The following is a 23,438-nucleotide window of genomic DNA, read 5'->3' as shown; positions in this document are numbered from 1 at the left end:
TCAGTCCTTCTTTCCGGCGATCACTGCGCGGGCAGCCGCGTTGACGACGAAGGTCAGTACGAACAGCACCAGTCCGGCCGCGATGTACGCGCCTGCCTGGATGTCGTTGTTGAACTCCGCGTAGCCGAGGGCGATCTTGGAGGCGATGGTCGAGCCGCCGTCGAACAGCGACCAGCCGAAGGCCTGAGAGGTGGTGCGCAGGATCAGGTACAGCGCCATCGTTTCACCGAGTGCGCGTCCGAGACCGAGCATCGATCCGCTGATGTAGCCGGACTTACCGAACGGGATGACCGTGGTGCGCACAACTTCCCAGCGCGTGGCGCCGAGTGCGAGTGCGGCTTCGATCTGTGATCGCGGAGTCTGGATGAACACCTCGCGGGTCACTGCGGTGATGACCGGGAGGATCATCACCGCCAGGACGATGCCTGCGGTGAAGATGGTGCCGCCGCCGGTGATCGATCCGCTGCCGTCGGCGAAGAGCGGGAACCAGCCGAAAGTCTTGTTGAGCCACACCGCGACCGGGGTGATCGCCGGTGCGAACACGAGAAGTCCCCACAGGCCGTAGACGATGGACGGCACTGCCGCGAGGAGATCGATCGTGTACGACAGCGGCCGGGTGAGCCACTTGGGTGAGTACGAGGTCAGGAAGATCGCGATACCCAGTGCGATCGGCATCGCGAGCACCAGCGCGAAGAGCGAGACGAGGACCGTGACCTGGAAGAGGTCGAGGACACCGAATGCCATCTCGTTGATGTTCTGCGTCACCCACTGGGAGCTGGTCAGGAAGTTGACCTGGTTCCGGCTCAGTGCGGGGATCGCCCGCCAGATCAGGAACGCACCGATCGCCGCGATGACGACGGTGATGAAGATGGCCGAACCGGAAGCGAGCGAGCTGAAGATGCGGTCGCCCGGACGGGTCACGGTCTTTGCTGTGCCGGTACCCGGGCCGTCACCCTTCGGTGACTGCTCGGTGGCCTGGGCCTTGGTGGAAGTAATCGTGTCCTCCGTGGTGCCGTTCGGACCGCCCACCCCGGCCCCGCTGGTTGCGGGGCCGGGAGAACGAGATGTCGAGGTGATGGGCGCGTCACTCATGTGCGCTCACGTTCCTTCACGTCTGAATGTAGATCCATGGGCTTGTCCGCACGAGTCCGCAGGTCAGCTCAGCTGATTGCCGAGATGGATGCGTTGAGTCGATCCTGGACGTTCGAGGGCAGCGGAACGTAGCCCTGCTCGGCCAGGTTGGCCTGTCCCTCGTTTGCTGCGCTGGTCAGGAACGACTTCACAGCTGCGGAGGTGTCGGCGTCGTAGCCCTTGGAGCACACGATCGAGTAGGTGGCGAGCACGAGCGGGTACGCGCCGGCTTCGTTGGTCTTGAAGATCGACGCGAGGTCGAGCGTCAGGTCGCCGGTGGCGTCGGACTTGAACTTGGCACCGGCGATCGACTTGGAAGCCGAATCGTTGGTCAGTGCGACTGCCTCGGAGCCCGTGTTGATCTCGGCAACCGAGAGCTTGTTCTGATCCGCGAACGACTTCTCGACGTAGGTGATCGAACCCGGTGCGGTGGATACTGCCTGTGCTACTCCGGCCGAACCCTTGGCGCCCTCACCGACGCCACCGGTGAAGTCGGAGCCCGCACCCGAAGTCCAAGCACCGTTCGACGCTGCGTCGAGGTACTTCTGGAAGTTGTCCGTGGTGCCCGAGGAATCGGAGCGGATCACGGCGGTGATCTTCTCGTCAGGAAGCTTTGCTCCGGAGTTCAGCGCGGCGATTGCCGGATCGTTCCAGTTCGTGATGCCACCGTTGAAGATCTTCGCGAGAACCTCTGCGTTGAGAACGAGCCTGTCGACGCCGTCGAGGTTGTATGCAACTGCGATGGGGCCGAAGACGAGGGGAAGATTCCAGGCTTCGCCGCCGACGCAACGCTCCTTGGCCTTGTCGGCCTGCTCGTCCTTGATGGCCGAGTCGGAGCCCGCGAAGTCGATCTGCTTGGCGATGAACTGCGTACGTCCGTCACCCGAACCGCTGGGGTTGTAAGCGACGTTGACCGTCTTGCCCTTTTCCTGGCACACGGAGATGTAGGTGGCGACGAACTGGTCCATGGCGTTCTTCTGTGCCGAGGAACCAGCGGCAGAGAGGTTGCTCTTGCCTTCGCACGTTGCGTTCGATGAGGACGCGTCCACACCCGTCGACGACGAGTTGTTGTCGCTGCCACATGCGGCCAAGGTCATGGCGCCCACGGCCACTACACCGAGCAGGGCACCACTGCGCTTGAGATTCACCAAGATCCTCCGGAAATCGCTACCGCCACGCCCACGATCGGGCGGCGACATGAGATGCAGAATGATTGAAATCTGCATCAGGCAACACGGCGCTGCCCACAGAGAAAAGTAGGCGGGCGCGGTGTCCGGTTGGACCACACATGGTTAACGGAGAATGAACAGACCAGACATTTCTGCGTGTTCGACTGTGACGTCAGCGCGCGCGGGCGTAAGCCATGTCCACGTGGAACCGATCGAAGCCGAGACGCTCGTACGTGTGCAGGGCGGCAGTGTTGTCGCCTTCGACGTACAGAAGGACGGTTCCGAGGCCACGATCACGCAGGTAATGCATGCCCGCGAGGGTCAGCACTCGGCCGAGGCCGCGTCCCTGTGCCGCAGGATCGATGCCCACGACGTACACCTCCCCCAGCTCCGGATCATCGCCTTCGGGCGCGTGCACCTTGGTCCAGTGAAAGCCGAGAAGAGTGTCGGGATCGGTGTCCGCGAACGCCATGAACAGACCGGCGGGATCGAACCACCCTTCGGCCGTTCTCTCGTCGATCTCCGACTGGGTCCAGCCGCCCTGCTCGGGGTGCCAGGAGAACGCCGCATTATTGACGCGAAGGATCTCGGAATCGTCTTCGGGTCCGCGATACGTCCGCATCGTTACACCCTCGGGCACAACGATTTCCGGAAGCTGCGGAGCATCGAGAGGTCGACGCAACTGGAGGAGCTCACGCACACTGACCAGATCGAGACTCTTGGCGAATTCCTCTGCAGCGTCTATGTTTCCGTGCGCCCAGACGCGTGTGCCTGAACGACCCTCGTCGAATACCGCTGCGGCAAGCCTGGTTCCGATGCCGCGGCGCCGTGCCTGCGGGTCGACCACCAACTCCGCCATGTCAGGATGCTCGTCCGAACCGGCTTGCAGCTGTGCGTAACCGACGACGGCATCGCCGTCGAACTCGAGGAAGTGTCGTGCTGCACCGCGTCCGGCAACGGCATGTCGCCCCTGCTCCGACACCGGAGCCTTGCCGTCGAACTCGGTCGCGCGATCGAGCAGCGCGGAAACCTGCTCGGCGGATCCGGCCGGCAGCGAATCGGTCCAACCCACGTCAGACCACCGAACCGTCGGCCGCGTCGTAGTCGACGTCTTCGTCGTCCTCGAACTGAACGGGAGCAGCAGCGCCGCCCTTGGCCCTGGTCGGACGCACTGCCTTGTATCCGACATTTCGGACTGTACCGATCAAGGACTCGTATTCGGTGCCGAGTTTCGCCCGCAGACGACGCACGTGGACGTCAACCGTCCTGGTGCCACCGAAGAAGTCGTAACCCCACACTTCCTGCAACAACTGCGCACGGGTGAATACACGCCCGGCGTGCTGCGCGAGGTACTTGAGCAGCTCGAATTCCTTGTAAGTCAAATCAAGGGGCCGTCCACGCAGTCGTGCCGTGTACGTCCCCTCGTCGATAACCAATTCGCCCAGCGTGATCTTTCCCGACGCTTCCGGACTGGCCACACCGCCGCTGCGGGCGACCAACAACCGCAATCGGGCGTCCACCTCCGCCGGACCGGTACCGGGAAGCAGGATGTCGTCCAGCCCCCAGTCGGCATTGACTGCGACGAGTCCGCCTTCGGTGAGTACGGCGACCACAGGTACTGCAGATCCCGTGCTTCCGAGCAGTCGACACAAACCGCGCGCGGCAGCAAGATCGGTGCGCGCATCTACCAACGCCACGTCCGCGGAACTCGCTTCGAGAAGCGAGGAAACCTCTGTGGGGGCAGGCCGAACCGAGTGCGCCAGCAACGCCAACGCCGGTAGTACAGCTTCCGGGTTGGGGTCGGAGGTGAGGAGGAGCAGTTCCACACGGCCTCCTATCTAGTAGCCCGCGCAACCCGCGAGGGCAACGCTCGAGTAGTTCGACGCTTTTGGTCGGTCACTACATTAGCGTGCCTGGTACCGGGGCCGTCGCATCGAACCCCGACCGGAGTCCGCCACAATGGTGCGGTGCGCAAACTGATCATCGGCATCGTCTTCCTCCTCGGCCTCGGACTGGTGGCCGATTTCGGCGCTGCCGCGTACGCCGAGTACCGGGTTTCCCGCGAGCTCCGAACCGGCGCGTCACTCGAGGCGGACCCCGAGGTCACCTTCAACGGGTTCCCCTTCCTCACCCAGGCACTCGGTGGGAAGTACAAGGACGTCTACGTCAGAGCCACCGGCGTCCAGAGCGACGTGGTCGGCGAAGTGACCGTCGAGGCCAACCTGCGCGGGGTCACCGTGCCCTTCTCCGACATCGTGAACGGCAACGTCACCCAGCTCCCCGTCGACAAACTCGACGGCCGGATGGGAATCAACGCCACCGATCTCGGAAAGTTGCTGAACATCCCTGACCTGCAGGTATCTTCGCCGCCGGCCAACAAGTCGGACGGCACCGGGGGCAGCGGCGGAACGGGCGCCAGCACCGCGGGCGCCGTCGTGCTGACCGGAACGGTTGCCGTCGGCCCGGTCGAGACTGCCGTGAGCGTGCAGGCCAACCTGGTTCTGGAAGGTGGGCAGGTCAAGATCGTCGCCAGCAACCTGTACTTCGGTCCCGAGGGCAAAGCCGATTTCTCGATTCCCGCAGCACTCGAACCCGTAGTCCTCGGATTGTTCAGCTACACGATCGATCCGCAGGCACTCCCCTACGGAATCCAGCCGAGCCTGGTCTACGCAGAAGGCGGAAGAATCGTGATCGAAGGCAGCGCCGAAAACACGACGATCGATCTCGCAGAGCTGCAGAACCGATGACCGGGATCACAATTCTGCTGGTCGCGCTCGTAGCCGTCGTCGCGGTCGGGCTCTTTCTCAAATCGCGCAACGGAGCGGTCCGGGCCACCACCACGTCCGCAGTCGGCAGCACCGACAGCCGCCTCGAACTGCTGAGCGCCGCCGGTGTCGCATCGCCGAACGGCGGACCCGTCGTACTGCATTTCTCCGCCGACTGGTGCGGACCGTGTGCAGCAGTACGGCGCGTCGTCGGCCAGGTCGTGGTTTCGATGGCCGACGCTCACCGTCCGCCGGTGGAGATCGAACTCGACATCGACAAGGAACCGGCCCTGGCACGCGAAATGAGCGTCCTGTCCCTACCCACCACCTTTATCCTCGACGGTGGACTCGACGAACAGTTCCGAGTGTCAGGAGTGCCGTCCGCAGCCGACCTGAAAGCTGCGCTCGTACCACTATCCGGACCCCACGAGCCAAAATCCGAGAATTCGGGGTAAACTCGCCGACGTGCAAACCCGCCACGAGCTGATGCTCACCCGACGCCGCGCAGTAGACCTGTGCCGCCTCGGGGGCTGTTGCTGTACCTGTTGCTGATCACCACATCCGTCAGATCTCTCTGACCTTCGAGCTTTCGCTCACGTGATCAATCCACCGAGTGGGACTTTGACGTCCCGTTTTCTCGGTCCAGGCACAGCATCATGCAACCCAGCGCAGGAGCACTCCCGATGTCCACAACCACACCCCAGCTCGAGCAAGTCGACGTCCGCGGACCTCGATTCGCCGCGTGGGTCACCACCGGCGTTCTCGTCCTCACGCTCATCCTCTCGACCTTCTCACTGCCCGCCGCCACAGTGCTTCTCGCCCTGCAGGCGATCGTCTTCGCGGTCGGAGCGGTACTCGGTCCCAAGCGCAGCCCGTACGGCCAGATCTTCGGCAAGCTCGTCGCGCCGCGAATCTCGCCGGTCAGCGAACGCGAACCCGTAGCGCCACTTCGCTTCGCGCAGTTCGTCGGCTTCGTCTTCGCACTCGCCGGCACGGTCGGTTTCCTGGCCGGGTCGACGATCGTCGGCACCGTTGCCACCGGGTTCGCCTTGTTCGCGGCCCTACTCAACGCCGCGTTCGGCATCTGCCTCGGCTGCCAGATCTACCCACTCGTCGCAAGGCTGCGAAATACCGGCCGCGCTACCCCCGCGTGAAAGCGCTTGCCACACAACCCTGCTGAACCCCTGCTAGATATCGACCGATGCAAGACCACATCGAAAGGAACACCATGGCTCGCTCCGACGTCCTAGTCTCCGCTGACTGGGCTGAGCAGAACCTCAACACCCCCAAGACCGTTTTTGTCGAGGTGGACGAGGACACCAGCGCATACGACGGCGGGCACATCGAGGGTGCAGTCAAGCTCGACTGGCGCAAGGACCTCCAGGACGGCGTCCGACGCGACTTCCTGAACCAGGAGCAGTTCTCGGATCTGCTCTCCGCCAAGGGCATTGCGAACGACGACACCGTCGTTCTCTACGGTGGCAACAACAACTGGTTCGCCGCATACGCGTACTGGTACTTCAAGCTGTACGGCCACCAGGACATCAAGCTGATCGACGGCGGCCGCAAGAAGTGGGAACTCGACGGACGCCCGCTCTCCAAGGATGCCGTCAACCGCGAAGCCACGCAGTACAAGGCCGAGACCCCCGACTTCTCGATCCGCGCATTCCGCGACGAGGTCATCGACGCCATCGGCAGCAAGAACCTCGTCGACGTTCGCAGCCCTGACGAGTTCTCCGGCAAGATCCTCGCTCCCGCGCACCTTCCGCAGGAGCAGGCACAGCAGCGCGGCCACGTCCCCGGCGCCATCAACATCCCGTGGAGCACCACCGCCAACGAGGACGGCACTTTCAAGTCGGACGACGACCTCGCCAAGCTGTACGCGGAGAAGGGCTTCGACGACACCAAGGAAACGATCGCCTACTGCCGCATCGGCGAGCGTTCGAGCCACACCTGGTTCGTCCTGCAGGAGATCCTCGGCAAGAACAACGTCAAGAACTACGACGGCAGCTGGGTCGAATACGGCTCACTCGTCGGCGCACCGATCGAATTGGGAGCCTGATCATGTGTGGAGCACCTACCCAGGGCCAGACCCTGCCTGCCGGCGTCGACGTCGAGAAGGAAACGGTCATCACCGGCCGCGTTCTCGCAGCTGACGGCCAGCCCATCGGCGGCGCATTCGTGCGTCTGCTCGACGGCTCCGGAGAGTTCACAGCCGAGGTCGTGGCATCGGGAACCGGCGATTTCCGCTTCTTCGCCGCTCCGGGCGAGTGGACCGTGCGTGCGCTGTCCAGCTCGGGCAACGGCACCTCCACCGTCGCTCCCGAGGGCTCGGGCGTGCACAACGTGGACGTGACCGTCAGCAAGTAATTCCTGCTTTGTCAGGCGGCCCCGCACCCCTTCGGTGCGGGGCCTTCTGCATTCCGGCGCCCGATTTTTCCGGTCGGTCGCCGCGGTCTAAGATGTACCCGTGGTCATTTTCTTCGAGGTACTCCTCGCACTCGCATCCGTCATGATCGCTTGGTTCTCCGTGTACGTCGTGTACCGCTTGGTCACCGACGAGTCGTGAGTCAGGCTCCGGATTCAGGGTCCGACGCGACCGCTGACGATTCCGCCGCTGCAGGTGCCGTGAGGCGCGGCAGCGGGGACGAAGCTGTCGCCATCGCCGTCGAGCGCTCCAAGTCGACGGCGTCACTCAACATTCCGACCCTGCCGGACCTTCCGCTGCCCGAGGACACCGCAAACCTGCGCCTCGGCCCGGACATCAATCCCGAACTCCTCGCACTACTCCCCCTCGTCGGCGTCTGGCGCGGCGAAGGCGAAGGACACGACGAGACCGGCGACTACGCCTTCGGTCAGCAGATCGTCATCTCTCACGACGGTGGCCCCTACCTCAATTGGGAGTCCCGGTCCTGGCGTCTCGACGCCGAGGGCGAGTACGTGAGCCCCGATCTGCGCGAGAGCGGTTACTGGCGCATGGGCGGCGACGGCATCCCCGGCAGCGTCAACCAGGAAGTCGTCGAACTCCTGCTCAGCCACAGCTCCGGCGTCGTCGAAATGTACTACGGGCGCGCACTCACCCAGGCATCGTGGGAACTTGCCACCGACGTGGTGATCCGCAGCCAGTCCGGTGCACTGTACGGCGGCGCGAAGCGTCTGTACGGCATCGTCGAAGGCGGCGACCTCGCGTACGTCGAAGAGCGGATCATGTCTGACGGTGGCCTGGAACCGCGTCTCTCGGCGCGGCTGACGCGCTACATCGGCTAGTCCTGCTGTGCGCCTTTATTAACCCCCGGCGGTTAATAAAGGCGCACAGCAGATTTATCCACAGGCACCGTCAAATTCCACAAGCGAGCTTCCGTGCGGCATCTTCGGCCGATTCCTGTCGGACTGCGATCTCACGGTATTCGCATGAGCTGCGACTACATCGATCCTGATCTCCGAAGACTCTTCGACTTCCAACACGGACTCGCGACCAATAAACAACTGCGCCCTTTCGGCTATTCGCCGCGGCGCATCCAACATCTGGTCGAATCGGGTCAATGGACGACCGTCCTCCACGGTGTTCAATCCAGTACCAACGGCCCACTCAACCGAGCAATGATTCTCGAAGCTGCACTTCTGTTCGGCGGCGGTGAAACATATCTGAGTCACCGGACTGCTGCCGAAGAGTGGGGACTCACACACATCGAGTCCGAACTGCCGGTCCACATCACGGTCCGATACGGCCGATCCTCGCGCTGTCAGAATCCGACGTTCAGACCTGAACGCTCCCCGACGCGCCCCGTTCCGTTGGGGTGGTCCACTGCTCATCCCGGAGTGATCGTTCATCGTTCACGCGCTGTCGCGGATGGAATTACGCACCCGAATGGAGTGCCGCCGGCCGAGGCGATATGTGAAAGCGCTGTCCTCGACACTGGACCTCTTGGATCGCGGCGTCCAGTCAGTACTCGAACATCGCTACGCAATCGAAATCGAGCGCGCACACGGTTTGCCGGAAGCACGACGGCAATCGCCGGTCCTCGTTGACGGCAGAACTCTCTACGAGGACGTCGACTACCGCAATTGCGGTGTCGCACTGATCGTTCGACTCGACGGATTTGCCTTCCACTCTTCTCGGGCGACTGCACTGCGTGATCGTCGGCGAGGAAACGCATCCGAACTGTCAGGCAACGCCACACTGGTCTTCGGTTGGGAAGAGGTGGAGGGAGCCTCGTGCCGAACTGCAGCCGAGGTCAGAGCGGTCCTCGAGCGCGGTGGATGGTGGGGGCCTAATCCTTGTCCACGCTGTGCGCCTTTATTAACCGCCGGGGGTTAACAAAGGCGCACAGCACGAAGCGACCCCCGAGCCACACCCACGCTTTCACGCGGATCCCGGTCGGACTGATCGGGGGCTCGGGGGTCGGGTGGCTGCCTGGGATTCGCCGGCCGCTCGCGCGGTAAGTGAATTCCGTCAGCGATTGCGGCTAGCTGGCAGCCACCTCACGCGTCCGTCTGTACTTCAATTTCAGACCACCTCCTTCCTTGTGTACTGGAGAAAGTACGCCCACTTCACGATGACGGCAACGTATTTTCCACAGAAACTTTTCCGACGCATATCACCTGGTCAGCTCTAGTACCGGCCGGAAGTTGGTGAGTGACGACAACAACCGTTCGCGAAGAATCGACCAGCATTCCGTCGCGATCGAGTAACTCCCGAAGCAACTGAGCGCCTGCCTCCGCGTCCATGTGCTCGGTCGGCTCGTCGAGCAGCAGTACCTCCGCGGGCGAGACGATCGCGCGTGCCAACAGCAACCGACGACGCTCACCGCCCGAAACCGCTCGCATACCGCCGACCAGGTAGGTGTCGAGCCCGTCCGGCAGTTCCGACAGCCACTCCCCAAGACCGACTGCAGCAAGTGCTTTCTCCGCGTCCTCGGCCGTGAGGTCACCGCGTGCAACGCGCAGGTTCTCGAGTACCGACGTCTCGAAGAGGTGTGCGTCCTCGGCGAAGTACCCCACGTGCCGACGCAGCTCGGCCGGATCGATATCCGAAACGTCCACCGAGTCAACACGAACTGTTCCCGCGACGGGCGGCAGCAGTCCCGCCATCGTCATCAGTGCAGTGGTCTTTCCCGATCCACTCTCGCCGATGGCGGCAACACGAGCACCGCGAGGAAGATCCACCGACAGCGGTTCGGTCACCTTCCCCCCGGGCCAACCCGCCCGCAACGCGTGCACACTCAGGACCCCGTCCTCCGGCCACGCACGGTCGCCTTCGACGTGCTCCTCGGCTGCGCGATCGAGAACCGCCATGATGCGCGCCGACGCCAGCCGCGCCTTGGTCAATGCCACCGCTGCGCTGGGCAGTATCGCGGTTCCCTCGAAAGCCGACAGGGGAAGCAGTACAAGGATTCCCATGGACATCGGTGACATGTCGGTGGTTCCGTAGAGCGCGATTCCGATCAGTAGAGCCCCGAGGACGCTCACGCCGATTGCGAGAGGCGTCGCAGCGGCGGCAAAGGCACTCGGTACCGCCGCACGATCGGTCGCGTCGACCACCTCGTTCTCGGCGGACACAGCCTCGCTCACTGCTTGATCCAAGCGACCCGATACCCGGAGCTCGGCGGAATGGTCGAGGGCCGTCACCGCGGACTCACTGAATCGCGCTGCGGCAGCAGAACTGTCGGCTTCGGCGAGTCGAGCAGCACGAGCCGACAGCCAGGGTGCCGCGATCCCGGACACCGCGAGCGCAACAGCGAGAATGAGCGCGGCCGGAACTGAGATGAACAACAAGATTCCCACCGCAGCGAACGCGAGGACAATCGAAACCGCAATCGGGATCAGCGCTTTGACGACGACGTCGCCCAACGCGTCCACATCGGCGCCGGTACGTGAGAGCAGGTCACCGCGTCGTAGTCCGGCGGCGGCCGCGGGATCTCCCGCTGCCAACTGCTGGTAGATCCTCGACCGCGCTGCGGTGGTGCCGCGCAACGCGACGTCATGCGTCGTCAATCGCTCGAGATAGCGGAAGACACCACGCGAGATTCCCAATGCGCGTACGGCAACCACCGCAACACTGAGGTCGAGAACGGGAGGCATCTCCCAGGCCCGCGTGATCAACCACGCAGACAGCGCGGCCAAGGCGAGGGCGCTGCCGAGTGTTGCGACGCCCGCCGCTACCGCCGTCAGTACTCGTCGTGGCCGAAGTTCCAGTAGCCGCAGAGCACGCAGAAGCGGATCGTGAGTATCACTTCTCATGAGCGTGTACCTCGACAATCCGGTCAGCCGCGGCGAGCACACTCGGACGGTGGCCGATCACGACCACGGTGTCGCCGCGCTCCGCTCGTGCTCTCAGAGAAGCCAACACTGTCCCTTCCGAATCGGAGTCGAGGTGAGCGGTGGGTTCGTCCAGGACAAGAACCGCGCGGTTGGAGGCGAGGACGCGTGTCAGGGCCAGGCGCTGCCGCTGCCCCAACGACAGACCAGTGCCGCCGACGCCGATCACGGTCTCGACGCCCGCAGGCAGCTCGGCCAGTACCGCGTCGAATCCCGTCGCGGCCGCAGCTCGAGCCAACGCCTGCGACTCGACAGCCCCGGTGAGATCGAGGTTCTCGCGAATGGTGCCCGGCAGGAGGACCGGATGTTGCGGTAGCCAGGCCAACTGACTCCACCACGCGTGCTCGTCCAGGTCTCGGACATCGACGCCGGCGACGGTCACGCGCCCACTGCTCGGTTCGATCAACCCGAGTAGCGCGTGCACTGCCGTCGACTTGCCGCAGCCGTTGGGACCGGTGAGCACCGTGATCTTTCCTGGAGACGCAACCGCGGACAGTTCAGACGGCGCGACTCCCCCACGAGAGGCCACACCGAGGCCGTCGAAGACGATGTCGGCGCCGCGAGCGACTACCGTCGCGCTACCACCCTCCGGCGCGGCAGAATCAGCCTCGATAACCTCGAATGCCTTGTCGGCTGCGGCCATTCCGTCCTCGGCGGCATGGAACTGGGTTCCCACCATTCGGAGCGGCAGGTATACCTCGGGCGCGAGGATCAACGCGACTATCCCCGGCTCGAGTGTCATGTCCCCGTACACCAGTCGCAGGCCGATGCTCACGGCCACCAATGCAACGCAGAGTGTTGCGAGCAGTTCCAACACCATCGAGGACAGGAACGCGACGCGGAGGGCGGACATCGTCGTTCGCCGATGAGCGTCACCGAGTTCACGGACGCGCTCGGCAGGACCTTGCTGACGACCGAGCGCCCGAAGCGTCGGCAAACCGGCAAGCAGATCGAGCAGTTGCGAAGACAACGTGGTCATCGCTGCCAGCGTCTTCTCCGACTTACCCTTTGTCAGCAAGCCGATCAGAATCATGAAGATGGGGATCAGCGGCAGCGTCACGAAGATGATGACCGCAGACGTCATGTCCTGCACCGCAATGACTATCAGGGTGATGGGTGTCAGCGTCACCGACAGGACCAGAGCCGGAAGGTATCCCGTCAGGTACGGGCCAAGGCCGTCGACACCGCGGGTGACCACGGTCGCGATCTCGTCGCGCCGAGGATCGAGATCGCGAGGGCTCATCGCCGTCGCCGACGTCAGCACGCCGTTCTTGATCTCGGCAACCACGCGAGTCGACGCCCGGTGCGCATACCTGGTCTGCAGCCAAGTCCCCAGAACTCGGACCGCCACAGCTGCGCCTAGAACAACCAATTCGGTTGTCCACGAAGAAACATCCACAGTTCGAGTGGTGATCACTCCGGCCAGCACCCGGCCGATCATGAGCGCCGCGACGATGACCATCACGACGTTCACCATCGACAGAGCAACAGTCAGGATCAGATAGCCGCGCGCAGAAGCGGAATGTCGCCACAGCCGCGGGTCGATCGGCCCCCGGCGACGCTCCCGAGTGGTGGGAGCGTCGCCTACTTCGATAGTCACGTGAATTCGACCGTCAGTTCTTTCGTGATTCGAATCTTGTGTGATTGCGGGTTTGCCACTACCACGTCTTCTCCTTGAATCGCAGGCCGATCGACGCCGGAATCTGCTTGGAGGAGATGCGTTGACGGAACACCCAGTACGTCCAACCCTGGTAGATGATCACCACCGGCGTCATGAATGCCGCGGCCCACGTCATCACCTTGAGCGTGTACGGACTCGACGACGCGTTCTCGATGGTCAGGCTGTACGCCGGATCAAGCGTCGACGGCATGACGTTCGGGAACAGCGAGGCGAACAGCAGCACGACAGTGGCGATGACGGCCACACAGGTGAGAACGAAGGCCCACCCTTCGCGCTCGGCCCGCGTCAGGAAGACGACGCCGATCAGTGCGGCAGCAGCGGCGGCTACCAGAATCCAAGTCCATCCCTTGCCGTAGGCGAGTTGCGTCCACAGGACGAATCCGCCGGCGACCGGAATAGCTGGAATTGCCAGTCGTGCAGCAATTTTCACGGCATCTTCACGAACCTCGTCGGCACTCTTGAGCGCCAGGAACACAGCGCCGTGGAGAGCGAACACCAGCGCGGTGGTCAGACCGCCGAGCAGTGCGTAAGGATTGAGCAGATCGAAGAATCCCGACTCGACCTGCTTGTCGGCGTTGATCGCCACGCCCCGAACGATGTTCGCGAAAGCCACGCCCCAGAGAACTGCCGGGACCCAGGAGCCGAAGATGATGCCCCAGTCGCAACGCTGACGCCACTTGTCGTCGTCGATCTTACTCCGCCATTCGATGGCGCAGATCCGAACGATCAAGGCGACCAGGATGATCAGCAACGGTAGATAGAACCCGGAGAACAACGTCGCGTACCACTCCGGGAACGCCGCGAACATCGCGCCACCGGCCGTGATCAGCCACACTTCGTTGCCGTCCCACACCGGGCCGATCGTGTTGAGCGCCACCCGTCGACGCGTATCGGCCGGGAGGTCACTGCCTCTGCCGACGATCGGCATGAGCATTCCGACACCGAAGTCGAACCCCTCGAGGACGAAGTAACCGATGAACAGTACTGCGACGAGCACGAACCATACTTCTTGAAGTCCCATGATCGCCTCCTAGTACGCGAACGACAGTTGTTTGGGCTTGTCCGGATCTTCCGGCTCGTCATGATCTGTATCGCCCGGCGGATGCATGTCGTGCTCCAACGGGCCTTCCTTGGCGTATCGCACGATCAGCTTGAACCAGACGACACCCAGCGCTCCGTACAGGAGGGTGAAGGTGATCAGCGAAGCCCAGACGGTAGCCGACGCGTGGTCCGAAACACCTTGGTCGACAGTGAGTCTGATCATGTCGACGCCGGTCGGGTTGGGATGCACCACCCAGGGCTGACGGCCCATCTCGGTGAAGATCCAGCCGGCACTGTTCGCCATGAACGGAGTGGGAATCGCGACGAGGCTGAGGATTCCGAACCACTTCTGGTCCGGGACTCGCCCCTTGCGGGTGACCCACAGTCCCGCGAGGGCCAGTGCGGCCGAACCGGCGGCAAGGCCGATCATGGCGCGGAAAGACCAGTACGTGACAAAGAGATTCGGTCGGTAGTTGCCCGGTCCGAAGTCTTGCTCGGCCTGCTCCTGCAGTTGGTTCACGCCTTGCAGTTCGACGCCGGTGAACTTGCCCTCGGCCAACCACGGTAGAACGAACGGCACCTTCAGAACGTGCGTCACGCTGTCACAGTTGTTGTGAGTGCCGATAGTGAGGATCGAGAAATCCGGATCCATCTCGGTGTCGCACAGCGATTCCGCCGACGCCATCTTCATGGGCTGCTGCTGGAACATGAGCTTGCCTTGGACGTCACCGGTGTAGATGATGCCGATTCCGGCCACGATCATGACGAGCAAGGCGAATCGTGTTGCCGGGCGGTACATCGTCCGTGCATCGGTTTCGAGGCGCTCGGCTTCGGCGGCCTCAGCCTGCTTGGCGCGGCGCATGTTCCGCACCATCCACCAACCACTGATGCCGGCTACAAACGTCGCCGCCGTCAGGAAGGCGCCGGCAACCGCGTGCGGGAAGGCAGCGAGAGCGGTGTTGTTGGTCAACAACTCCCAGATGCTGGTGAGCTCGGCACGACCCGTTTCAGGGTTGTACGTCGCACCGACCGGATGCTGCATGAACGAGTTGGCCGCGATGATGAAGAACGCCGACGCGTTGACGCCGATCGCCACGAGCCAAATGCACGCCAGGTGTACAAGTTTGGGCAGCCTGCCCCAACCGAAGATCCAGAGTCCGATGAAGACGGACTCCATGAAGAAAGCGACAAGGCCTTCCAATGCGAGTGGAGCTCCGAAGACGTCACCGACGAATCGCGAGTACTCGCTCCAGTTCATGCCGAACTGGAACTCCTGCACGATGCCGGTGGCTACACCGAGTGCGAAGTTGATGAGGAAAAGCTTGCCGAAAAACTTGGTGAGCCGATACCAGTGGTCCTTTTTGGTGACCACCCACATCGTCTGCATGATCGCGATCATCGGTGCAAGTCCGATGGTCAGCGGAACAAGGATGAAGTGGTAGACGGTAGTGATACCGAACTGCCACCTGGAGACGTCCAAAGTATCCATTGGCTACTCCGAGAGTAGGGCCCTGGGACAGGCTTCGGGGTTCGAGACGCGGGCAGTCGCTCGGCCCCTGCGGACACGGTACTGCTGTCCGGTTTGGACCGCAGGACTTTGCTACTACCAAATGTAGTAGAGACCTGTCGCGATTCCTATTCGCCTATCGCCCTGCTGAATCCGAATCAATTGCACGTTCAACCAATTCCGCGAATTCCTCGGAGACCTTCGGCTCTGGCAATGCGAGCCCGTCGAGTGTATGGACGCGCGCGGCCAGCGTGACGCTCGAAACCATCCACACTCCGTCGGCCGCAATCAAATCCGCAGGTCGGAGGGTTTCGTACCGGCAATCGAAGCGAGCACTGCCGGCAACGTCGAACAGGGCACGCTGCGTCGTACCCATCAAAATGCCCTGTGCAGGAGGAGGTGTGATCAAAGTCCTGTCCCGAACGATCACCACCGTCGAGCGTGGCCCCTCCAACACATTGCCTTCGGAACTGACGAAGATCACATCGTCAGCACCCAAATTCGCCGCATATCGAAGCGCAGCCATGTTGGTTGCGTAGGACAACGTCTTCGCGCCCAGTAGCTGCCAAGGTGCCCGGGCAGAGAGATCGACGGAGAAACCTCGCTCGAGAGTCATCACCGACAGCCCCGATTCACGGACCTGCCTGACCCGATCAGCCACCGGGCCGACCATCACGAAGGCTGTCGGCTTGTCACCGCTCTCACGGCCGCGGGTCAGAACAAGACGAAGAGCGCCTTCCTTCTCTGTCCCCCACTCCTCGGCTGCCATCTCGATCGCCAGACGCCAGTCATCGAGAACGGGGGCGGGCAGACCCAGCGCCCGCGCGCTCAGAACCAGTCGACTCAGATGTCCCTCGACCACCCGCGCCCTACCGTCGCGCACCAACAGCGTCTCGAAGACTCCGTCGCCGCGCACCACCGCCAGGTCGTCGGCGTGCAAAAACGGTGCGTCAGCATCGAGCACCTCATGGTCGAGAGTCACCAATACGCGATCAGGCATGCCATCAACCCTAACGATCCGCCGAGCCGCCGGGGCCGCCCTGTAACCGCGATCCCGCCCACACTCCTAGACTGGTCTTGTGGTCGACAACGCTCTTGTGCCCAACAGCCCACTTCTGACTTCCCCCGGCGCGGTCACCGCACCGGACGGTTCGGCCGACATCGGTGTCGCATGGCACTACGGCGATCCCCTCGGTGAACAGCGAACCGCGCAGCGCGCAGCAGTGGTGGTCGACCGCAGTCACAGATTCGTGATCGCCATTCCCGGCGACGAACGCCTCACCTGGTTGCACACGATCTCGAGCCAGCACATCGCCGCGCTCCCCGACGGCAAGAGCGCCGAAAATCTGAGCCTGGACGTCAACGGACGCGTCGAGCACCACTTCGTGCAGACAGACCTGGCAGGTGTCACCTGGATCGACACCGAGGCCGACCGCGGACCAGACCTCCTCTCCTTCTTGAAGAAGATGGTGTTCTGGTCCAAAGCCGAACCCCGAGACGGCAACGAACTCGCGGTCCTGAGCCTGATCGGACCCGAAGCGTCCACTGTCCTCGCCGCACTCGAGGTTCAGACACCCACCGAGGCCTACGACGCTCTCGCCTTGGCCGACGGCGGATTTGTCCGCCGCATGCCGTGGCCCTGCGAGAACTCTTTCGATCTCCTCGTCCCACGTGAGCAATTGGCGGCGTGGTGGACCAAGCTGATCGATGCCGGCGCGAAGCCCGCCGGAAGTTGGGCCTTCGAGGCACTTCGCGTCGAAGCGACGAGGCCGCGCCTAGGACTGGACACCGACGATCGGACGATCCCGCACGAGGTCCACTGGATCGGTGGGCCGGCCGAGCACGGCGCCGTCCACCTCGACAAGGGCTGCTACCGCGGCCAGGAAACCGTCGCCCGGGTTCACAATCTCGGCAAGCCCCCGCGCCATCTCGTCATGTTGCACCTCGACGGCAGCGCCGAAGCCGTCCCGGAACCGGGTGACCCGATCACGGCGGGCGGACGAGCCGTCGGACGCGTCGGCACCGTTGTCAATCATCACGAACTCGGCCCCATCGCGCTCGCTCTGATCAAGCGCAACATTCCGGTCGACACCGAACTCATGGCCGGACCCAGCGCCGCGTCCATCGATCCGGACTCGATCGTCGCGGACGACGCACCCCAGGCCGGACGTGAGGCTGTCAACCGATTGCGCGGAAAGTGACGGGCACCGTTGACGCGGTCTGCGTCCTCCACACCGAACGTGACAGTGGCGTCAGGCGTGTCCCGCGAACCGCGATCGACAAGCGTCCCGTCGACGGCCGCGTCGCTGTCGGCCGACTCGGACTCGGCGGCGACTACGTCTGCGACACCGAGTTCCACGGCGGCGCCTTCCAAGCTGTCTACGCCTATCAGCGCGACGAAGCCCAGCGTTGGTCGGACGAATTGGGCCGACCTCTCGGCCCCGGATGGTTCGGCGAGAATCTCCACATCAGCGGGATGCTCGTCACGGACGCCGTGATCGGCGAGCGTTGGCACATCACCGGAGCCGAGGCGTCTGACGTTCTCGAACTCGAGGTGACCGCTCCCCGCGTCCCGTGCGGCACGTTCGGCATCTGGGCCGCGGAGAAGGGCTGGGTCAAGCGATTCACCGAGCGGACCGACGTCGGCGCCTATCTTCGCGTCAACCGGACCGGCACGATCGCCGCGGGCGACTCGGTCACCCGAGTCCACGTACCGGATCACGGAGTGACTGTTCGCGAGGTCTTCGCCGGAACGGACCCCGAGCGGCTTCGACGGCTGCTCGCAGAACACACCGATCTTGCACCGAACGTCACCGCGCGTGTCCAGAGGTTCATCGAACAAGCAGAAGCGCAGGTGCACTCGTGAGTATCGAATTGGTGGAAGTAGTCCGCTCCGGATTCCGCGAATGCGTGCACCGCGGATCGGCCGTCGTTCTCGGCGCCGACGGCGAGGTCGTTGTCGGACTCGGGGAAATTCACACACCTATCTACCCCCGCTCGGCGAACAAGCCGCTGCAAGCCGTCGCTGCGCTTCGTAACGGCTTTGCACCCACCAGCCCGGAAGAGTTGGCCATCGCGTCGTCCTCACACGCGGGCGAGGCCGATCACATCGAACTGGTCGCCGCGCTCCTCGCTCGCTACCAACTCGGCGTCGACCAATTGCAGTGCCCGTCCGACCTCCCGGGCAACGAACTGGCCCGAGCCGAACTGATCGCCGCGGGCGAGCTTCCCAGCCCTATCTACATGACCTGCTCGGGCAAGCACTCCGCGATGCTCGCGACGTGCGTCGTGAACGACTGGCCGCTCGAGACGTACATGGAGCCGACTCATCCCCTGCAGCTCGCGATCCAGGAGACGATCTTCGATCTCAGTGGCGAGGAAGAACAGGAACTCGGCATCGACGGTTGTGGTCTCCCGATCGTGCCGCTCTCGCTCACGAACCTGGCTCGGGCATTCGGACGCCTGCCCTCGGCTGAGCCCGACTCCCCCGAACGAGCGGTGGCCGACGCGGTCCGCGAGAACCCCTTCCTCGTTTCGGGCACAGGCCGCAACGATCAGCGTCTGATGTCCGCAGTGCCGGGTCTGTTCTCCAAGACCGGATACGACGGCATCTACGCCGGAGCGCTTCCCGACGGTTCCGCTTTTGCCCTCAAGATCGACGACGGTCACGAGCGGGCGCTCCTGCCCTTGGCGGCAGCTCTGCTCAAGCGTATGAACACGGAGTGGACCGAGGAGTTGGCGGCCCTCGCGTCCGCTCCGGTCTTCGGCGGCGACGCCCGAGTGGGGACGATTCGCGCAATTCCGGGAAACTTCTGAGCAGTTCTCACAAAGTTCTGACGAGTTCTTTCAGCATCCTGGCAGCTCGCGGCCATAGTGAGAGCAATCAGACACGGCGGTGAGGCCTTCGTGGAAGCGGAAGCGACTTTTCCACGCTAGAGTGTGTGTCAGGAAACTTACACACTCAAACGGGGCCGCCAAATTCCCCAGGCCGCCCCGCGAAAGCGCGAGGGGGTCAGCCATGGGCCGCGGCCGGGCTAAGGCAAAGCAGACCAAGGTTGCACGCGAATTGAAATACAGCGTACCGACCACGGATTTCGACAGCCTGCAAAGAGAGCTCGCAGGTGGATCGACCAACTCGCATCGGAGCAGTGTCCGATCGGACCAGACTTCCGATAGGGAAGGGCATGCGCGAGAGGACGACTACGACGACTGGCGGCGTTGACCGCGCACTGCCACCGCGCAGACTGTGAAATGAGGAAGAGCTGATCGCTCTTCCTCATTTTTGCGTTCCATTTTCTGCCTCGCGCCTGCTTGTGCGGAAACAAAACTGCCCCACCGGATCTCTCCGATGGGGCAGTTGACGTTGCGGTTCAGAAGCGCGGGTGGTCTCCGGCCAGGAACGCACGCTCTGCAGCGGCGTCCGACGCCTTCTTGACGCTACCGAGCGTCCAGCAGTCGATGTGGCGTGCGGTGAGGACGGCCAGCGCGCGGTCGACGTCCTCGGGCGCGACGACGGCGACCATGCCGACGCCCATGTTGAAGGTCTGCTCCATCTCGGCGCGCTCGACGCGTCCGCGCTGCGCGATCATGGCGAAGACCGGAGCGGGGCTCCAGGTTCCGCGATCGAGTTCGGCAACCAGGCCCTTGGGCATGACGCGCGCGAGGTTGTTGGCGAGGCCGCCACCGGTGACGTGACAGAAGGTGCGCACGTCGGTCTCGGCAGCGAGTGCCAGGCAGTCCTTGGCGTAGATCTTGGTGGGCTCGAGCAGTTCCTCACCGAGCGTGCGGCCGAACTCGTCGACGTGTGCGCTCAGGTTCATCCGGTCGATCTCGAGCAGGACCTTGCGGGCCAGCGAGTAACCGTTGGAGTGCAGTCCCGAAGAACCCATGGCGATGACGACGTCGCCGGGGCGAACGCGGTCCGGTCCGAGCAGCTTCTCGGCCTCGACGACACCGACGCCGGTTGCGGAGAGGTCGTAGTCACCGTCGGCCATGATGCCGGGGTGCTCGGCGGTCTCGCCACCGAGGAGAGCGCAGCCGGCCTGGATGCAGCCCTCGGCGATACCGCTGACCAATTCCGCGACACGCTCGGGGATGACCCGGCCGACGGCGATGTAGTCCTGGAGGAACAGCGGCTCAGCGCCACAGACGACGAGGTCGTCGACAACCATGGCGACGAGGTCGAGTCCGACCGTGTCGTGCTTGTCCATCGCCTGGGCGACAGCGAGCTTGGTTCCGACGCCGTCGGTCGATGCGGCGAGCAGCGGCTCCTTGTAGTCACCCTTGAGGGAGAACAAGCCGGCGAAACCACCGAGGCCACCCATGACCTCGGGGCGGCTGGCCTTCTTTGCCAGAGGGGCGAAGAGTTCCACCGCCCGGTCGCCTGCGGCGATATCGACTCCTGCTGCCGCGTAGGAGGCGCCTGCGGTGCGGTGACTGTCCTCGGTCATCGGGTTACTACTCCAGCCTTGTATTTCTCGCGAGCACGTATTGCTCGTGCACAGGTAAGTGGTCTTGCAATGTGAAGTGTTTGCAATCCTCGTGACGCGAGATGGATCGTTCGACTCGAGACCCAGAGCGCGCACACAAATACCGACGATTACGCCCATACGCTACCGGACCGGCCCCCTCGGTGAGACCTCGCGTACCCCGAGACGTCAGTTCTGCAGCCGCGCGCCGATCGAGGCGTGCAGCGCGCGCAGACTGTTCTGCCCGAGTGCGACGGTCTCGGATTCGATGTGTTTGAGGAGGTGTCCGTCATGGACGACCTTCTCGCTCGACTGGATCAGTACCGTCCCGGCTCCGGTGAAATCGAACTGGCGTTCTTCGCCGGTGTTCGCGCCGAACATGCTTCCGCGAACCGCACCCAGGAAGCTCTGCATCCAGTCGGCGTCGAAGTGGTGGGACGGTGACGGGCAGTCAGCCCAACCCACCAACGCCTGCGGGTCGATACGCAGCGGCGGCTCCGCGAACATGACCGGCCCGTTGGACGACGCCAGGAACTTGCCCGTCCCCAGTAGCGTCAAAAAGCCTGGGACGATGGACTGTTTGAGGTCCAGGCTCGTCTCGAAGGCGAGGAGATTGGCCGCGCGAATCGTGAGGTTGCCGTCGTCGAGGTCGTAGGAATTGATGTTGAACCCGCGGTCACCGAGGATCAACTTTCCCTGTCCCTGGGCGAGCACCCAGTCGTCCGCGTAGAGCGGCGAAGAGAACCTGGCCGCGACGATCGCCGTCATACTCGTGCGCCCGAGCGGCTCGAAGTTGATGTTTCCGTAGTACGCGATCATCGCGCCCTTGGACGTGAACCACGGCTGCCCGGCCATCTCGACGCAGAAGGCGTAATCGTTGCCCGGGACGTTGTCGTTGGCGGGCAGAGTTGCCGGATTGTGAATTTCGATACCCATGTTCTGTGCCCTCTCAGAACTTCTGCTCGGACGCCTGGACCCAGACGGTGCCGGCGCCGGTCATCTTCAGCTGGATGGACTCCCCCGAGCCCTTGCCGACGGCCTCGCGCCAACCGACGTTCGCGGAGATGTCGACGTTGATCTGACCGATGTGGCACACGTACGCCTGCGGGTCGACGACGACCTGAGGATTGTTCGGACCGACCTGCAACGGAATCGCGCCCCCGTGCGAGAGAACCGCGACGCTTCCCTGTCCGTGCAACTGTGTCGTGAACAGGCCTTGACCGGTCATGGCGCCACGTACCGCTCCGCGCACGCCGCCCTGCGACGTGAGAGCGACTATCGAACTCTGCAGGTAACCGTCGTGTGCGAGGAGTCGGTCGGCTTCGACCGTGAGCATCGACGAACCGTCGAGGTGGATGACCTCGACGTAAAGACCGGCGTGCCCGTAGAAAACTTCACCGTTTCCCTCGGCGGCCATCATGCGTGCGTGTTCGCCGGACATCATGCGGCCGGCCATCCCGGCGATACCGCCCATGTTCGGCATGGCGCCGGGCCCACCGCCCATGCTGTGCGGGATGAAACGGACGTCGCCGGTGTAGTAGAGCATCGACCCGGTGCGGGCGAGCACGTTCTGTCCCGGTGTAAGAGTCGACTTGACGACCTTGCTGTTCACCAATTCCAACGTCATGGGTCAGCGCTCCTCGGGCTGGATGTAGACGACACCGGATCCGTCGAATCGCAGCGAGAACGCTTCACCGCTGCCACCGCCGATCGCGGAGCGCCAGGTGACGTCGGTGACGAAGCTCTGGTTCAGCTGACCGCGGTGAGCGACGAAGGCGTCGGGATCGGCAACCAGCGGATACTGCGGGCTGACTTCGAGCGCGATGATCGGCCCGCCCTTCGACAGCACGGCCACCAGACCCGTGCCGCTGACGACCGTCGTGAACAAGCCCTGTCCGGAACCTGCGCCGCGGAGACCGGCAAATTTCACGTCGGTTCGCAGTTGGCCGACCAATGCGAGCAATTGTGAGGCTTCGACATGCAAAGCGTCGTTGTCGAGCTCGATGATCGTGATGTCCTGGGCGTCGACCGCGAAGTAGACGGTGCCTTGACCGCTGACTTCCATCAGGGACAGTGATTCACCTGCCGCCTTCTGTTTGAGCGCGGCACGCAGCCCGCCACCACCGCCCATACCGGCGTTCTTGAAGGTGATCGCGCCCTCGTACGCCACCATCGAGCCGTTGATCGCTTTGATGGTGTCCCCCACCAGGTCTGCGACCAGTACCCGGTGCCCATCCATTCTCAGTTGCGCCACGGAGGGCACTATGCCAGATGCCCACGACGGATGCCGTGTCGTCGAGCAGAAAGTCGTGAACAGAAAGTCGTGAACAGAAAATCTGCCGCCCACATGCTGTGGAC

At 63.5% G+C, this 23,438-nt stretch carries 24 protein-coding genes and 1 pseudogene; 12 read left to right on the top strand and 13 right to left on the bottom strand.

All coding sequences use genetic code 11. The annotated features are described in order from the left end of the window. The 4 genes from pstC to ACFQ6H_RS05380 form a co-directional block, all read right to left on the bottom strand. Nucleotides 1-1,092, bottom strand: a complete 1,092-nt coding sequence (gene pstC / locus ACFQ6H_RS05395; RefSeq protein WP_378531991.1) for a phosphate ABC transporter permease subunit PstC — start codon at nt 1,090-1,092, stop codon at nt 1-3. A gap of 68 nt (nt 1,093-1,160) precedes the next feature. After that, on the bottom strand, nt 1,161-2,279 hold the full coding sequence (pstS, locus tag ACFQ6H_RS05390; RefSeq protein ID WP_378644521.1) for a phosphate ABC transporter substrate-binding protein PstS: 1,119 nt from the start codon (nt 2,277-2,279) through the stop codon (nt 1,161-1,163). 193 nt (nt 2,280-2,472) lie between these two features. Next, nucleotides 2,473-3,372: a mycothiol synthase gene (gene mshD, locus ACFQ6H_RS05385; RefSeq protein WP_378644493.1), complete on the bottom strand. Its 900-nt coding sequence runs from the start codon at nt 3,370-3,372 to the stop codon at nt 2,473-2,475. Nucleotide 3,373: 1 nt separating this feature from the next. Then, nucleotides 3,374-4,126 carry a response regulator transcription factor gene (locus tag ACFQ6H_RS05380; RefSeq protein ID WP_003939728.1) on the bottom strand — a complete coding sequence of 251 codons (753 nt, stop codon included), beginning with the start codon at nt 4,124-4,126 and terminating at the stop codon, nt 3,374-3,376. 141 nt (nt 4,127-4,267) lie between these two features. Between ACFQ6H_RS05380 and ACFQ6H_RS05375 the strand changes: the two genes are divergently transcribed. From ACFQ6H_RS05375 to ACFQ6H_RS05340, 8 genes and pseudogenes are all read left to right on the top strand, one after another. Further along, nucleotides 4,268-5,047, top strand: coding sequence for an LmeA family phospholipid-binding protein (locus ACFQ6H_RS05375; protein ID WP_347874593.1), 780 nt, complete (start codon nt 4,268-4,270; stop codon nt 5,045-5,047). After that, nucleotides 5,044-5,520, top strand: coding sequence for a thioredoxin family protein (locus ACFQ6H_RS05370; protein ID WP_378644490.1), 477 nt, complete (start codon nt 5,044-5,046; stop codon nt 5,518-5,520). The genes ACFQ6H_RS05375 and ACFQ6H_RS05370 overlap by 4 nt, the downstream gene beginning before the upstream one ends. Before the next feature lie 10 nt (nt 5,521-5,530). After that, nucleotides 5,531-5,617, top strand: a complete 87-nt coding sequence (locus ACFQ6H_RS05365) for a putative leader peptide (protein ID WP_350318872.1) — start codon at nt 5,531-5,533, stop codon at nt 5,615-5,617. A 131-nt stretch (nt 5,618-5,748) separates the two neighbouring features. After that, nucleotides 5,749-6,219 carry a DUF4395 domain-containing protein gene (locus tag ACFQ6H_RS05360; RefSeq protein WP_378629730.1) on the top strand — a complete coding sequence of 157 codons (471 nt, stop codon included), beginning with the start codon at nt 5,749-5,751 and terminating at the stop codon, nt 6,217-6,219. Between the two features lie 74 nt (nt 6,220-6,293). Further along, the gene (locus ACFQ6H_RS05355; protein ID WP_003939859.1) at nt 6,294-7,127 is read left to right on the top strand and encodes a sulfurtransferase; all 834 of its coding nucleotides are present in this window, start codon (nt 6,294-6,296) and stop codon (nt 7,125-7,127) included. A 2-nt stretch (nt 7,128-7,129) separates the two neighbouring features. Then, nucleotides 7,130-7,435: a DUF1416 domain-containing protein gene (locus ACFQ6H_RS05350; protein ID WP_003939797.1), complete on the top strand. Its 306-nt coding sequence runs from the start codon at nt 7,130-7,132 to the stop codon at nt 7,433-7,435. Nucleotides 7,436-7,693: 258 nt separating this feature from the next. After that, nucleotides 7,694-8,332: an FABP family protein gene (locus tag ACFQ6H_RS05345; protein WP_214884598.1), complete on the top strand. Its 639-nt coding sequence runs from the start codon at nt 7,694-7,696 to the stop codon at nt 8,330-8,332. 144 nt (nt 8,333-8,476) lie between these two features. After that, nucleotides 8,477-9,383, top strand: a pseudogene (locus tag ACFQ6H_RS05340) (type IV toxin-antitoxin system AbiEi family antitoxin domain-containing protein). Nucleotides 9,384-9,616: 233 nt separating this feature from the next. Here ACFQ6H_RS05340 and cydC read toward each other — a convergent pair. The 5 genes from cydC to ACFQ6H_RS05315 form a co-directional block, all read right to left on the bottom strand. After that, nucleotides 9,617-11,305, bottom strand: coding sequence for a thiol reductant ABC exporter subunit CydC (gene cydC, locus ACFQ6H_RS05335; RefSeq protein ID WP_378644487.1), 1,689 nt, complete (start codon nt 11,303-11,305; stop codon nt 9,617-9,619). After that, complete coding sequence (cydD, locus tag ACFQ6H_RS05330) at nt 11,295-12,983, bottom strand: thiol reductant ABC exporter subunit CydD (protein ID WP_378644484.1); 1,689 nt, start codon at nt 12,981-12,983, stop codon at nt 11,295-11,297. Before cydD ends, cydC begins: the two co-directional genes overlap by 11 nt. A 58-nt stretch (nt 12,984-13,041) precedes the next feature. Further along, nucleotides 13,042-14,085: a cytochrome d ubiquinol oxidase subunit II gene (gene cydB / locus ACFQ6H_RS05325; protein WP_003939727.1), complete on the bottom strand. Its 1,044-nt coding sequence runs from the start codon at nt 14,083-14,085 to the stop codon at nt 13,042-13,044. Nucleotides 14,086-14,094: 9 nt separating this feature from the next. After that, nucleotides 14,095-15,594, bottom strand: a complete 1,500-nt coding sequence (locus tag ACFQ6H_RS05320) for a cytochrome ubiquinol oxidase subunit I (protein WP_020970618.1) — start codon at nt 15,592-15,594, stop codon at nt 14,095-14,097. Nucleotides 15,595-15,748: 154 nt separating this feature from the next. Continuing rightward, nucleotides 15,749-16,612 (bottom strand): aminodeoxychorismate lyase, encoded by an 864-nt coding sequence (locus ACFQ6H_RS05315; RefSeq protein WP_019745097.1) that lies wholly within the window; start codon nt 16,610-16,612, stop codon nt 15,749-15,751. A 79-nt stretch (nt 16,613-16,691) separates the two neighbouring features. Between ACFQ6H_RS05315 and ACFQ6H_RS05310 the strand changes: the two genes are divergently transcribed. From ACFQ6H_RS05310 to ACFQ6H_RS05295, 4 genes are all read left to right on the top strand, one after another. Further along, nucleotides 16,692-17,813 carry a YgfZ/GcvT domain-containing protein gene (locus tag ACFQ6H_RS05310; protein ID WP_378644482.1) on the top strand — a complete coding sequence of 374 codons (1,122 nt, stop codon included), beginning with the start codon at nt 16,692-16,694 and terminating at the stop codon, nt 17,811-17,813. Then, entirely contained in the window at nt 17,810-18,478 is a 669-nt protein-coding gene (locus ACFQ6H_RS05305) for an MOSC domain-containing protein (RefSeq protein WP_378446596.1), read from the top strand. Before ACFQ6H_RS05310 ends, ACFQ6H_RS05305 begins: the two co-directional genes overlap by 4 nt. Continuing rightward, a complete protein-coding gene (locus ACFQ6H_RS05300) occupies nt 18,475-19,428 on the top strand; it encodes an asparaginase (RefSeq protein ID WP_378629710.1) in 954 nt (317 codons plus the stop codon). The genes ACFQ6H_RS05305 and ACFQ6H_RS05300 overlap by 4 nt, the downstream gene beginning before the upstream one ends. A gap of 202 nt (nt 19,429-19,630) precedes the next feature. Continuing rightward, entirely contained in the window at nt 19,631-19,834 is a 204-nt protein-coding gene (locus tag ACFQ6H_RS05295) for a DUF3073 domain-containing protein (protein WP_003940337.1), read from the top strand. A 148-nt stretch (nt 19,835-19,982) separates the two neighbouring features. Here the strand turns inward: ACFQ6H_RS05295 and purM are convergent, their stop codons facing one another. From purM to ACFQ6H_RS05275, 4 genes are all read right to left on the bottom strand, one after another. Next, nucleotides 19,983-21,062 (bottom strand): phosphoribosylformylglycinamidine cyclo-ligase, encoded by a 1,080-nt coding sequence (purM, locus tag ACFQ6H_RS05290; RefSeq protein ID WP_003940225.1) that lies wholly within the window; start codon nt 21,060-21,062, stop codon nt 19,983-19,985. A gap of 207 nt (nt 21,063-21,269) precedes the next feature. After that, complete coding sequence (locus ACFQ6H_RS05285; protein WP_003939813.1) at nt 21,270-22,016, bottom strand: AIM24 family protein; 747 nt, start codon at nt 22,014-22,016, stop codon at nt 21,270-21,272. Nucleotides 22,017-22,029: 13 nt separating this feature from the next. Then, on the bottom strand, nt 22,030-22,707 hold the full coding sequence (locus ACFQ6H_RS05280; protein WP_378644479.1) for an AIM24 family protein: 678 nt from the start codon (nt 22,705-22,707) through the stop codon (nt 22,030-22,032). A gap of 3 nt (nt 22,708-22,710) precedes the next feature. Next, on the bottom strand, nt 22,711-23,319 hold the full coding sequence (locus ACFQ6H_RS05275) for an AIM24 family protein (protein WP_020970622.1): 609 nt from the start codon (nt 23,317-23,319) through the stop codon (nt 22,711-22,713). Nucleotides 23,320-23,438 lie beyond the last annotated feature (119 nt).

This window comes from Rhodococcus sp. NPDC056506, from assembly GCF_042794945.1.
Taxonomy (GTDB): domain Bacteria; phylum Actinomycetota; class Actinomycetes; order Mycobacteriales; family Mycobacteriaceae; genus Rhodococcus_F.
Note: the sequence above shows the minus strand (reverse complement) of the source record. Positions and strands in the feature narration are given on the sequence as shown.